Genomic DNA, 12,377 nt, shown 5'->3' with positions numbered 1-12,377 from the left:
GTTTTCCGCTCTGGACTCCTCGACGATGACTTTTGATTCGTTCGACATCAAATCCCTGATTCGCCCCGTTATCGACTTCCCCAAGCCGGGTGTGATCTTTCGTGACATCACGCCGCTGTTTCAATCGCCCCGCGCCCTGCGCCTGGTGGCCGACAGCTTTGCCCAACGCTATGTCGAAGCCGATTTCACCCATATCGGTGCAATGGATGCCCGTGGCTTCCTGATCGGCTCGATCATCGCCTACCAACTCAACAAGCCGCTCATCCTGTTCCGCAAGCAAGGCAAGCTGCCGGCGGACGTGCTGGCTGAGGGTTACCAGACCGAGTACGGCGAAGCGTTCCTGGAAGTGCACGCCGACAGCCTGTGCGAAGGCGACTCCGTGCTGATGTTCGATGACCTGATCGCCACCGGCGGCACCCTGATTGCGGCGGCGAACCTGGTGCGGCGCATGGGGGCAAAGATCTTTGAAGCCGCGGCGATTATTGATTTGCCGGAGCTGGGTGGCTCGCAGCGCTTGGCAGACATGGGGATTCCGACGTATTGCCTGACGCAGTTCGGGCTGACTGAGAGATAAGCGTCGTCAGTACTGACGCCATCGCGGGCAAGCCCGGCTCCCACCTTGGAATGCATTCTCCTGTGGGAGCCGGGCTTGCCCGCGATGAGGCCGAAAGAACACCCCGGTTTACAACCCCATCTGCTTACAGATGATTTCATTCATCACTTCGCGCGTCCCGCCACCAATCGACAAAATCCGGTTATCGCGATACAGCCGCTCCACCAGACTGCCACGCATATATCCCTGCCCGCCCAATATCTGCACCGCGTCATACGTCACCCGATCAGCGGTATCGGTAGCCAGATTCTTGGCCATGGAAATCTCTTTGATTACGCTCTTGCCGGCGGCCATCTTCGCGGCCTGGCGATAGGTGAACTCGCGGGAAACCTCCACGGCGGTAGCCATTTCCGCCAGGCGATGCTTGAGCACCTGAAATTTGCCGATGGGTTTGCCGAATGCTTCGCGCTGGGCGGCCCACTGGAGGCTTTCCTCCAAGGCCAGTTGCGCGGTCATGTTGGCCATGAGGGCCAAGGCCAGGCGCTCGCTCTGGAAGTTGCCCATGATGCAGGCAAAGCCCATGTTCTCGACACCGACGAGATTGCCCACAGGCACGCGGCAGTCATCGAAGAATAACTCGGCGGTGTCCGACGCCCACCAGCCCATCTTCTTCAGTGGCTGGCCGACGGTAAAACCGGGCGTGTCTTTTTCAATCAGCAGCAGGCTGATGCCACCAAAGCCCGGCCCACCCGTGCGCACGGCCACGGTGTAGAAATCAGCGCGAATGCCGCCGGTGATAAAGGTCTTGGCACCGCTCACGCGGTAATGCTCGCCTTCACGTACGGCGCGGGTTTGCAGGTTGGCTACATCCGAGCCGCCGCTGGGCTCGGTGACCGCCAGGGCGATGATCTTCTCGCCGGCGAGCACCAGAGGCGCTATGCGCTCACGCACGTCGGGCCGGGCCCATTTGACGATGGGCGGCAGGCCGATATCCAGGGAGCCGAGCCCTGCCACCACGCCGCCGGAGCCGCAGCGCATCAGCTCTTCGCTGGCGGCGACCTTGGCGAACAGATCGCCTTCGTGGCTGCCACCCAGCGCCTCGGGGTAGCCGATGCCCAGAATGCCCGCCGCACCGGCCTTGAGGTAAAGCTCACGGGGAAAGCTCTCAGCTTCCTCCCAGTGCTCGATGCCCGGCAGCATCTCGCGCTCGACGAAGCGGCGCACGCTGTCGCGGACCAATTGGTGGCTGGGATCGAAGTATTCCTGATAGGCAGACATCGGCAAGCTCCATGGCGAGATGGAGCGAACTTACCAAGCGCTTGCTTGGTTATCAAGTCATACACAGGGACTGTGTCTGCGCTAATCCTGTAGGAGCGAGCTTGCTCGCGAAAAACGTCAACGATAACGCGTGCTTCCTGAGTGAACGCGGCGCCTATTAGTTTTTCGCGAGCAAGCTCGCTCCTACAGGGTTAGGAAGCTCCAGATTGCAGTGGCTTTTAGAGGGCGATGGGTTTGCGGCCTGCGAACGAGTGCGCCAGGGTGCCGCCGTCCACCAATTCCAGCTCGCCCCCCAACGGTACGCCATGGGCGATCCGTGAAGTAATCAAACCTTTATTGGTCAGCAACTGGGCGATGTAGTGCGCGGTGGCTTCACCTTCCACCGTCGGGTTGGTTGCCAGGATCACTTCGGTAAAGGTGCCCTGCTCTTCGATTCGCGCCACCAGTTGTGGAATACCGATGGCTTCCGGCCCCAAACCGTCGAGCGGCGACAGGTGGCCCTTGAGCACAAAGTAACGCCCGCGGTAACCGGTTTGCTCCACGGCGTACACATCCATCGGCCCTTCCACCACGCACAGCAACGTGTCGTCGCGACGCGGGTCGGCGCATTGCGGGCAGAGTTCTTCTTCGGTGAGGGTGCGGCACTGGCGGCAGTGGCCCACGCCCTCCATGGCCTGGCTCAGGGCCTGGGCCAGGCGAGTGCCGCCGCTGCGGTCACGCTCCAGCAGTTGCAGCGCCATGCGCTGGGCAGTTTTCTGGCCAACGCCGGGCAAGGTGCGCAAGGCGTCGATCAGTTGGCGAATCAGGGGGCTGAAGCTCATGGGCGAAGGGTCCGACAAAACAACGAGACGCGGTTTATACCCGCGCCCCGGATTAGCGTCAAATACTCAATCCTGCGCGACGCGCACCACCAACTTGCCGAAGTTGCGCCCTTCGAGCAGGCCGATAAAGGCTTCGGGCGCCTGCTCCAGGCCGTCGACCACGTCCTCGCGGAACTTGATCTTGCCCTCGCGCACCCAAGGCGCCATGGCACTGAGGAACTCCGGCTGGCGGTCGCCGTAGTCATCGAACACGATAAAGCCCTGGATGCGCACCCGCTTGGTCAGCAAGGTGCGTTGCAGGGCCGGCAAACGGTCAGGGCCGCTGGGCGCTTCATGGGTGTTATAGCCGGCAATCAACCCGCACAGCGGCACGCGCGCTTTGGGGTTGAGCAAAGGCAGCACGGCATCGAAGACTTTACCGCCGACGTTTTCGAAATAAATGTCCACGCCTTTGAAACAGGCCAGGGCCAGCTCATGGGCAAAATCTTCGCTCTTGTGGTCGATACAGGCGTCAAAGCCCAACTCATCCACCACGTAGCGGCACTTGTCTGCGCCACCGGCAATGCCCACCACGCGCAAGCCCTTGAGCTTGGCCACTTGGCCCACCACCGACCCCACTGCGCCAGACGCAGCCGCCACCACCAGGGTTTCCCCGGCCTTGGGCTGGCCGATATCCATCAAGCCCATATAGGCCGTCATGCCCGGCATACCCAGTACGCCCAAGGCCATCGACGGACTCGGCAACCCCTTGGGCAGCGGGATCAGGTTATGGCCTTCGCAAATGCAGTGGCTTTGCCAGCCGGTGGCGCCGACCACCAGGTCGCCCACTTCGAATTTCGGGTTGCGCGATTGCTCGACACGGCTGACAGCCCCACCGGTCATCACCTCGCCGATTTCCACGGGCGCGGCGTAGGACGGCGCGTCACTCATGCGTCCACGCATGTAAGGGTCCAGGGACAGGTACAGGGTCTTGAGCAACACCTGACCGTCTGCCAGGTCCGGCAGGCTCACACGTTCCAGGCGAAAGTTTTCCGGCGTGGGTGCGCCTTGAGGGCGTGAGACCAGAACGATGCGTTGGTTGAGCGTCATTTCTTGAGGCATCAGCGGGGCTCCTTTATCGGTGAGTGGTTTCAACGGTATAGGGTGCAGACCATCGGTGAAGGCCTGGGGTTCGATGTTTCGACCGGCCAAAAAAAATGCCAGGCGCGATGCCTGGCATTTGAGTCTAGCTAAAACCTGTATCAGAACGGCAGTTTCATGCCCGGTGGCAGTTGCATACCAGCGGTCACGCCGGACATTTTGTCCTGGCTGTTGGCTTCGATCTTGCGCACAGCGTCGTTGACGGCTGCGGCGAACAGCGCTTCGAGCATTTCCAGGTCATCTTCACCCACGCCTGGCAATACGCTTGGATCGATGCTGACACGCTTGATGTCGTGACGACCGGTCATCACCACGCTGACCATATCGCCACCGGCTTTACCGGTGACTTCGGCGTTGGCCAGCTCTTCCTGCATCTTGGCCATTTTTTCCTGCATCTGCTGCGCCTGCTTCATCAGGCCGGCCATGCCACCTTTCATCATGGGAATCACCTCAAAAGTACGTGGATCAATGAGTAGCCCGGTGTCATGACGCTTGGGGCACCGGGGCTTCGACAGGTTCAATAGTATCGTGGCGGACGACCGCACCGAACTGTTGCATCATTTGTTGGATAAGCGGATCTGCGTGGATCGAGTCCTCGGCCTCGCGCTGGCGGTTAAGGCGCCGACGGGTCGCTGCCTGGGCCGGGGTTTCCTGCTCGGGCTTGATCAGCTCGATGGCGATGGTCAGCGTGCGCCCATGGTACTGGTTGAGTGCGTCGTTGAGCCGGCGCTGCTGGGTGGCGTTGAACAAGGCGCTATGGGCCGGGTCCAGGTGCAGCAGCCAGTGGTCGCCTTCGATGGAAATCAGGGTGCAGTTGGCGGCGATACTGCCGGTCATGCCGGAGATCGGCAATTTCGGAAACAATTCCAGCCATTGCAGGGCCAGGCCGGTAGCCGGGGCCGCGGCAGGTTCTGCCTCGGGCTCGGGCGCAGGTTCCGCGGTGTGCTCACTGGCCAAATCATCCAGGTAGCTGTAGGCCGAATCCATGTCCGGCTCGATGTAGTCTTCATCCAGCGGCGGTTCGTCGTCCAGGTCAATGCCGGGAGTGGCCGCGTCGACCTGGGCGACCGTCGGTTCAGGAACGGGGGCCGATACCCACTCAGGGGCATCCGGCACCACGCTGTCCGGAGTCGGCGCAGGCATCGGCGTCAGCTCGGGTTGCTCGCCGGTGGTTTCCAGCACGGGCTCCACGGCGGGCTGTTGCTCGGGCTCTACTTGCGCTTCGACCGGGTCATTCCAAGGCAAGTCGACCACGGGCTCGGGCTCGATGACCGGCTCGGGCTCGACCACCGGTGCGACGGCAACCGGCGCAGGTTCGGGCTCAGGTGCCGGCGCAACCGGCTCAGGCACAGCAACCGCAGGCGCAGTAACTACTGGCGCGACAACGGCCGCGCCAGCCACTGGTTTGGCGGAATCAACTGTGGCCTGGCTGATCCCCACTGGCTTTAGCGGCTGTCTCGGTGCGTCTGCCGAATCTGCCGGCCGGAATGCCAGCATGCGCAGCAGCACCATTTCAAAGCCACCCCGAGGGTCGGGTGCCAGGGGCAGGTCGCGGCGACCGATGAGGCCCATCTGGTAGTAGAACTGTACGTCTTCGGCCGGCAAGGCCTGGGCCAGGGCCAATACGCGATCTCGGTCGCCATGGCCGTTGTCCACGCCTTCCGGCAGGGCCTGGGCGATGGCGACGCGATGCAATACGTTGAGGATTTCCGAAAGCACGCCATTCCAGTCCGGGCCTTGCTCCGACAGGTGGCGCACCGCTTCGAGCAACGCCTTGGCGTCTCCTTCGATCAGCGCGTGCAGCACGTCGAACACCTGGCCGTGGTCCAGGGTACCGAGCATGGCGCGCACGTCGGCGGCCATGACCTTGCCTTCACCAAACGCGATGGCCTGGTCGGTGAGGCTCATGGCATCGCGCATCGAACCGTCGGCGGCGCGGCCCAGCAACCACAGCGCGTCGTCTTCGAACGGTACGTTCTCGACGCCCAGCACATGGGTCAAATGCTCGACCACACGCTCGGGGGTCATGTTTTTCAGGGAGAACTGCAGGCACCGCGACAAAATCGTTGCCGGAAGTTTCTGCGGGTCGGTGGTGGCCAGGATGAACTTGACGTAGGGCGGCGGCTCTTCCAGGGTTTTCAACAAGGCGTTGAAGGAGTGGCTGGACAGCATGTGCACTTCGTCGATCAGGTAGACCTTGAAGCGGCCACGGCTCGGCGCGTACTGCACGTTGTCCAGCAGCTCGCGGGTGTCTTCGACCTTGGTTCGGCTCGCGGCATCGATCTCGATCAGGTCGACGAAACGCCCCTCGTCGATCTCACGGCACACCGAACAGGTGCCACACGGCGTCGAGGTAATACCGGTCTCACAATTCAGGCACTTGGCGATGATGCGCGCAATCGTGGTCTTGCCCACCCCACGCGTACCGGTGAACAGGTAGGCGTGGTGCAGCCGTTGGCTGTCCAAGGCATTGATCAGAGCCTTGAGCACATGGGTCTGGCCGACCATTTCGCGGAACGAGCGCGGGCGCCATTTACGTGCAAGAACCTGATAACTCATCGAAAACCGTCGCAACTGGGAAGCAGAAGCCGGTAATGCTAGCGGAGCAAGGGGGAAATTGCATCCGGCACGCTCGTCTAATCTGACGAAGCTTGTTCGATTGGCCTCCCGGAGGGCACCTGCGGGCGTTTTGCTGGCAGCTTGGAGCGCCAATGCCCTTCCAGGCTGATAGCGGCGACACTTGCCAGCACGATCACCGCGCCCAGCATCACCTGCAGGGTGACGTGTTCGCCAAGCAGCGTGGCGGCCATCAGCATGGCAACCGGTGGAATCAGGTACATCGCCACCGACGCACGACTGACCTCGACGTGCTTCAACACGTAACCCCAGGCCAGATAGGCCAAGGCACTGGGAAAAATGCCCAGCACCAGCACGGCAAGATTCTCCACCATCGGTGCCTGCACGATGGCGACGGGCAGGCCCGGCAGGTTCACGCACAGCATCAGGGTGCCGGACCACACCATGTAGCACGCCATCGTCAACGGGCTGTAGCGATGGGCGTAATGTCGCTGAATGGCGAAGTACACACTCCATGAGCAGGCCGCCAACAAGATCAGCAAACCCCGTGGGTTGATATCGCCTATGCCCCGGTCGCCCCAGATCACCACCACTACGCCGGCCAACCCCAACAGCACGCAGCCCCAGCGCCAGGCGCTGACCTGCTCCTTCAAGCACAAAAACGCAATCAACACACTGAACAACGGCGCCGACTGTGCCAACACACTCGACGCAGCCGCCGTCACCCATTGCTGCCCGTAATTGAGACTGGTGTGGTGCAGGAACACCCCGAAAAAGCCCAGCACCAACAACCACGGCAGGTCGCGCAATGGTGGCCGTCCAATTCCCACCACCGAGGCCACGCCGCCCATGAATACCGACGCGATCAAAAACCGCAGCAGCGCCAATTGGCCGGGGCTGTAACTGTGCAGCCCCATGTGCACGCCGATGGGGGAATACGCCCAACAGAGGATGACGCTGGCAATGACTAGCGTAAGCTTCAGAGGTGACGGAGTATTCATCGACAGCATCCACGCAAAAGGAATGCTGCCAGTCTTGGCCCAGGCAAGGCATAGGACAATTAAGCGTTTCTGACTTCTGAAATCATTGGAACTGAGCAATGGAACTGGCCCAACTGAAAATGGTGCGAGCCGTGGCGCAAACCGGCAGCGTGGCCCAGGCTGCGCTGCAATTGCACTGCGTGCCGTCCAATATCACCACGCGCATCAAGCAGCTGGAAAGCGAGTTGGGCACACCGCTGTTTATCCGTGCTGGCCGAGGGCTGGCGATCAGCGCCGCGGGAGAGATCTTCCTGGATTACTGCGAACGTATCCTGGCCTTGGTGGATGAATCCAAACGCGCCGTGGATGCCAGCGCCATTCCCCGTGGCACCTTGCGCATCGGTGCGGTGGAATCCAGCGCCAGCGGGCGCTTGCCGCCGCTACTGGCGGAATACCACCGGCGTTATCCCGATGTCAGCCTGGAACTGGTCACCGGTGCCTGGGCGCAACTGCTGGACGACCTGCAGCACCACCGCCTGGATGTGGCGCTGGTGGCTGCCGGCGGCAAACGCACGAAGCTGGAACAGAGCGTGGTCTACAGCGAGCGCCTGGTGCTGATCGCCAGCGCGTGCAGCGCACCTATCAACAGTGCCGAGGACCTGGCCGGCCGAACCCTGCTGGTGTGGCCGCCGGGCTGCCCTTATCGCGCCGCCCTGGAAAACTGGCTCAAGCCCCATGACATCAAGCCAGCAATCGCCAGCTACGCCAGTTGGGGCACGATCATCGGATGCGTGAGCGCGGGGATTGGCGTGGCGTTGGCGCCCGAGGGGATCCTGGCGCGCTATGAACAGGCCAATCAGCTGGCATCGTATCGCTTTGAAGCACTGGCGCCCGTGGACAACCTGTTGTTCTGGCACACGGACACCCAGCGGCACCTGGCGCGAGATGCGTTTGCCGGGCTACTGCGCGAGACCTTTGGCTGACACAGTCCTAAATGTGCGACGAAAATCGCCCTGATACCAAGTAGGAGCGAGCTTGCTCGCGAAAAACTCACAAGCGCCGCGTTTATTCAGGAGGCACGCGTTATCGTTGACGTTTTTCGCGAGCAAGCTCGCTCCTACAATTCAGGGCTTCGGCGCAGCCAACCGTGCGTACTGGCCCTGGCTGATCCAGCCCGTGAACGAACGGTCGTCAGCGTTGATGAACTCCACCTGCGCCCAACCGTCCTTGAACGCCAGTACGCCCACCACGTCATGCTTGACGATGTAGGGCCGCTTTGCCGCTTTGGCGCCCGGCGTTTTCAGCAAGTAAGCCTTGTCGGCAGACACCGTCACCAAGCCTATCCATTGTTTGCTGGCCGTCTGGCTCAGCTCCAGGCCGGTGGCGATTTCCGGCATCAGCACATTGATGCAGCCGGGGTGTTGACGGCCCTGCGCCACGGTCAGGGTCACCCCGTCGGACGCCGCTGCCACACTGCCTGGGTAGGCAGCGTCCAGCCAGGTGGTGAGCGCTTCGGGTTTGCCTTGCAAGTAGAACGTGCAACCACGGGCCACACCCTCGCCCATCGACTCCTGGTAGAAACCCTCCACCTGATGCCCCGGCGTCACCGCCAGCATCAGCCCTTCATATTTGCCTGAATGCAACGCCGCCGAGCCGGCCAACGCAGGCGCCACGGCGCACCACGACAACACTCCCATCGCCAGATAACGAATCATCTTATTTCTTCCCTTCAAAGGCTTCGTAGGCTTGTTTCATCAGGACGTCATAGTTGCCGTAATCATCGCCGTTATAGTTTCGGGCCATGGCGGTAAAATCCTTGTTTTTCATGGCACTCAATAATGCCGAGTTGTGGCTGCAAAGGCTGAGATAGGCTTTGAGTTGGTTACCGGCATTGATCTTTAATGACGCCACGAACTCAAACACCGTCTTGAATCCGCACGCAGCAAAATTGAACCCCATGATTTGAAACATGCCCCAGGAGGCCGACATCAAGGCGGCTTCCTGGTCCAGCGCAAAGGCAGTGGCCATGGTCTCCCAGGCCTTGACCTGATCCTTATTGTTCGTCTGCCATTGCGGGCCGGCTTTTTTCTTGTAGATATACGACAGCAACGGCTGCGACTGGTCGTAGATGTGCTTGGTGTACTTGCGAAAGTGGTGCCCTTCAAAAGCGATGATCGGCAACTTGGCGGGCCCGAACCCCACCTTCCCGCCCGACTCCACCGTGGCGAACGCCTTGACCACATTCACCGAAATGCCGTTGCCCAATTGCTTGGCGGCGTTCTGGAAATCCGTGTCGCTCAATGTCGTCCCGCCATCGCAGGTGGACTGCATCATCAACTGCCGGTTACGCCGCTCGGCCTCGATCACCGCACGCACGCGGTCCAGGTACACATTGACCGTGGCCTGTACCGCATCGACGTTGTTATTGCCGAAAATGTTGAGAAACGTCGGAATGCGCGTATTGGGAAAAGCCCGCACCGGTACCTTCAGCGCCTCTTCGATCAGACTGTTGAACGTCCGCCCGGTGGGGTCGATCACGCCATCGGGATGGGCGTACTTGAGATGGCGAAACTGATACTGGCTGATGCATTGCACCAACTGGCCGTCGCACTTGCCGTTTTCCAGCAAGGCAAACCCCATCTTGGGAATGATCAAATTGAATAAATACTGGATGCACTGAACATCGGCGGGCAAGTTGCGGGCTTTGCCGGGCGTCCCTACCGACGCGCTGATAAGACGAGGCAACCCTTGCAGGCTTTTCATGACAGACATCCTTGTGAGTGAAAGAAGTGATAGCACTTCAATATCAAATCCATGCCCTTGTCATATTCTGAAACAAGTGGCCGGCGCAAGCTAACAAGGCGGTCTGCGGATTGTCCAGAGGGCTTTATGAAAGTTGTGAAACAGCCGGATTAAATCCGTCAGTAACCGTGGGATTCACGGGTCTTTTGATACTTGTGGTAGTCGAGCCACTCGACCACATCGTAGGGCAGGTACAACTGCACCCTGGCCCGTGAAATCGCGATATACACCGCACAGAGTCGTTGATCGAACGCGTAAGCGTCCTGGAACTTCACATTGGTCAACAATTCCGGGGTGAGCAGTACCCGGTCGAACTCCATGCCGCCCGCATCCTGCGCCAGCATCAACAGGACGCGCTCGTCCGGATGGCCAATCAACCTGTTCAAACGCGTGACATCCGCCACGTTAAAGCCTTTTTCCAGCTCGGCCTCGACCCACAGAAACGCCTCATCGAACTGGCAGGCTTCGCGCACCTGCTGCCAATCGGCCATGTCGCTGAAAAACGCATGGGGGCCGAGGTCATTGAACTCATTGCTATAGAAATCGGGTTTGAACAACGCGATAACCGTGTCCATGAAATGCTTGAGCGACTGCTGGGCCTCTTTGCTCGCGAGGCCGAACGCACAGCGGGCGTGGCTCAACTGGATCGCCCACTGCATGGTGTCCCAATGGGAAGCGGTCAACACCACGCAACCTTGCGGGGGCACGAAACCCTGCGGATAAAACTCAATGCCGACATCGGCATCGCGCGCGCCCTCGAAAAGCGATTTGCTTTTTTCCGAGTGCAAGCTGATCAACGGGTTGACCAGGCGCTCGACATTGCGCCCGGAACGCACGGAGTAGCACACGTCGGTATGGCGAACCTCACGGGCACGCTTGACCACGCCGCCACTGGCCTGCTGATATTCATCCCCCAAAGTGATCAGCACCTGGCGCCCGCGCTCGATGATTTGCAACAGCGGCGCCGGGATGTCCTGGCTCTCATCGATGAGCACGTGGGTATAGCGCTCGGGCACCACGCAGCCTGCAAGGCTGGCGCGCTTGATCATCAACAAGGCTTCAAACCCGGTATGCCGGCCCCAGGCCGGGTTAGCCTCTAGGTAGCCCCATAACCGGCTGGCATATTCGAGCAGCGCCCTGGCATCGACGTCGGCGAGCGGTTGCTTGAAATGCGGCAAATGCTGGGCCGACAAGCTGTACTCCCAGGAGCGGCAGTAGGCCTCAAGCACCTTGAGGCACACCTCCACCACCGCTTGCCCTTCCAGGCGGCGGAAACCAAAGATATTCAGTTCTTGAGCGAGCGCCTGCTTGGTCGGCACCCTCACCGGCGTATTCAGCGGCTTTGGCCTCGGGCCATGCAATAGAGCATGGGCGAAGTCCTGGAAGGTATGCCCGGCCTTACGCTCCCGCGCTCCCACCATGCGCGCACGCAGGGTTTCGAGTTTTGCCGGGGTGCGTGCCAACAGTAAGGTCTTTTCCGGGCGCAGGTGCTCCAGCAAGGCCACCAGCAGGTGACTCTTGCCAATGCCTGCATAGCCTTGAACATGCAGGTCTTCGTTCAGGTTGGCGCGGAAGGTTCTGAGCAGCTTGTCTTGCTCGGCGCTCAACCAGCGCTCGCGATGCCTGGGCGTGATTACCTGCTGGCTGAACGGATCATTGGCCTTGAGGTGGCGGACTTTATACTCGACGTCCCATTTGCCACTGGGCAACAGATAGTCCCGAGCCTGTACTTCCTCCTCCAGCAGAAAGCGCAGCTTCAGGCTTTTGACCACATTGAGGCCGAAATACAGCTTCCTCTGATCGAACAGCCGCTGCGCTTCAGAGAGCAGGGACACACTGGCCGAATGGCTGGCATCGACTGCCCAGTCAACCAGTTTGGCCAACACTTTTTCAGCACCATTGGCGCTCAGCTCGCTTTCGGGCACCTGCGCCAGGTTCTGGATCACCAACACCGCCGCCAATTCGGGCTCACTCAGGGCTACAAGCGCATCGATACCCTCGCCGCCCAACAAACCCGCACAGGTGTGCTCGGTGATCGGCAAGAATACGGGGCTGGATAAGTCGAAATGTTCCGAGTGCATAGAGCCTCGTAGCCAGGGAAAGAGACGCTTGGGAGTATGCCACTAGACGCGAAATGACCGTCATGCACTGTGCAAGAAGCATCACAGATGACTGGCTGAAAATAACTTGAGTTTTAGAAGGGACTGCAGGAGGGAGCGTTATGGA

Annotated in this window: 11 protein-coding genes; 2 read left to right on the top strand and 9 right to left on the bottom strand. The window is 60.5% G+C overall.

All coding sequences use genetic code 11. The features are described 5' to 3' along the window. Positions 1–25 precede the first annotated feature (25 nt). Positions 26–574, top strand: coding sequence for an adenine phosphoribosyltransferase (locus BT204_RS15800; RefSeq protein WP_034128393.1), 549 nt, complete (start codon positions 26–28; stop codon positions 572–574). Positions 575–682: 108 nt separating this feature from the next. Here the strand turns inward: BT204_RS15800 and BT204_RS15795 are convergent, their stop codons facing one another. The 6 genes from BT204_RS15795 to BT204_RS15770 all read right to left on the bottom strand — a co-directional run bounded on the left by BT204_RS15795 (position 683) and on the right by BT204_RS15770 (position 7,370). Then, positions 683–1,831 (bottom strand): acyl-CoA dehydrogenase family protein, encoded by a 1,149-nt coding sequence (locus BT204_RS15795; protein ID WP_072447435.1) that lies wholly within the window; start codon positions 1,829–1,831, stop codon positions 683–685. 218 nt (positions 1,832–2,049) lie between these two features. Continuing rightward, complete coding sequence (recR, locus tag BT204_RS15790; RefSeq protein ID WP_014719453.1) at positions 2,050–2,652, bottom strand: recombination mediator RecR; 603 nt, start codon at positions 2,650–2,652, stop codon at positions 2,050–2,052. 66 nt (positions 2,653–2,718) lie between these two features. Beyond that, the gene (locus tag BT204_RS15785; protein ID WP_034128391.1) at positions 2,719–3,753 is read right to left on the bottom strand and encodes an NADP-dependent oxidoreductase; all 1,035 of its coding nucleotides are present in this window, start codon (positions 3,751–3,753) and stop codon (positions 2,719–2,721) included. 140 nt (positions 3,754–3,893) lie between these two features. After that, complete coding sequence (locus BT204_RS15780; RefSeq protein ID WP_003193199.1) at positions 3,894–4,232, bottom strand: YbaB/EbfC family nucleoid-associated protein; 339 nt, start codon at positions 4,230–4,232, stop codon at positions 3,894–3,896. Between the two features lie 43 nt (positions 4,233–4,275). Beyond that, a complete protein-coding gene (gene dnaX / locus BT204_RS15775) occupies positions 4,276–6,351 on the bottom strand; it encodes a DNA polymerase III subunit gamma/tau (protein WP_054898606.1) in 2,076 nt (691 codons plus the stop codon). Positions 6,352–6,428: 77 nt separating this feature from the next. Next, entirely contained in the window at positions 6,429–7,370 is a 942-nt protein-coding gene (locus BT204_RS15770; RefSeq protein ID WP_072447433.1) for a DMT family transporter, read from the bottom strand. A 98-nt stretch (positions 7,371–7,468) separates the two neighbouring features. Between BT204_RS15770 and BT204_RS15765 the strand changes: the two genes are divergently transcribed. Continuing rightward, positions 7,469–8,332 carry a LysR family transcriptional regulator gene (locus tag BT204_RS15765; RefSeq protein WP_060772981.1) on the top strand — a complete coding sequence of 288 codons (864 nt, stop codon included), beginning with the start codon at positions 7,469–7,471 and terminating at the stop codon, positions 8,330–8,332. A 141-nt stretch (positions 8,333–8,473) separates the two neighbouring features. Here the strand turns inward: BT204_RS15765 and BT204_RS15760 are convergent, their stop codons facing one another. The 3 genes from BT204_RS15760 to BT204_RS15750 form a co-directional block, all read right to left on the bottom strand. After that, on the bottom strand, positions 8,474–9,064 hold the full coding sequence (locus BT204_RS15760; protein ID WP_034128387.1) for a hypothetical protein: 591 nt from the start codon (positions 9,062–9,064) through the stop codon (positions 8,474–8,476). A 1-nt stretch (position 9,065) separates the two neighbouring features. Further along, complete coding sequence (locus tag BT204_RS15755; RefSeq protein ID WP_034128386.1) at positions 9,066–10,112, bottom strand: N-acetylmuramidase family protein; 1,047 nt, start codon at positions 10,110–10,112, stop codon at positions 9,066–9,068. Positions 10,113–10,270: 158 nt separating this feature from the next. Next, positions 10,271–12,232 carry a hypothetical protein gene (locus tag BT204_RS15750; protein WP_072447431.1) on the bottom strand — a complete coding sequence of 654 codons (1,962 nt, stop codon included), beginning with the start codon at positions 12,230–12,232 and terminating at the stop codon, positions 10,271–10,273. Between the last annotated feature and the right edge of the window lie 145 nt (positions 12,233–12,377).

This window comes from Pseudomonas sp. NFPP02 (genome assembly GCF_900119355.1).
Lineage (GTDB): Bacteria > Pseudomonadota > Gammaproteobacteria > Pseudomonadales > Pseudomonadaceae > Aquipseudomonas > Aquipseudomonas paracarnis.
The sequence above is the reverse complement of the archived record's forward strand: the minus strand, read 5'-3'. Positions and strand labels throughout refer to the sequence as shown.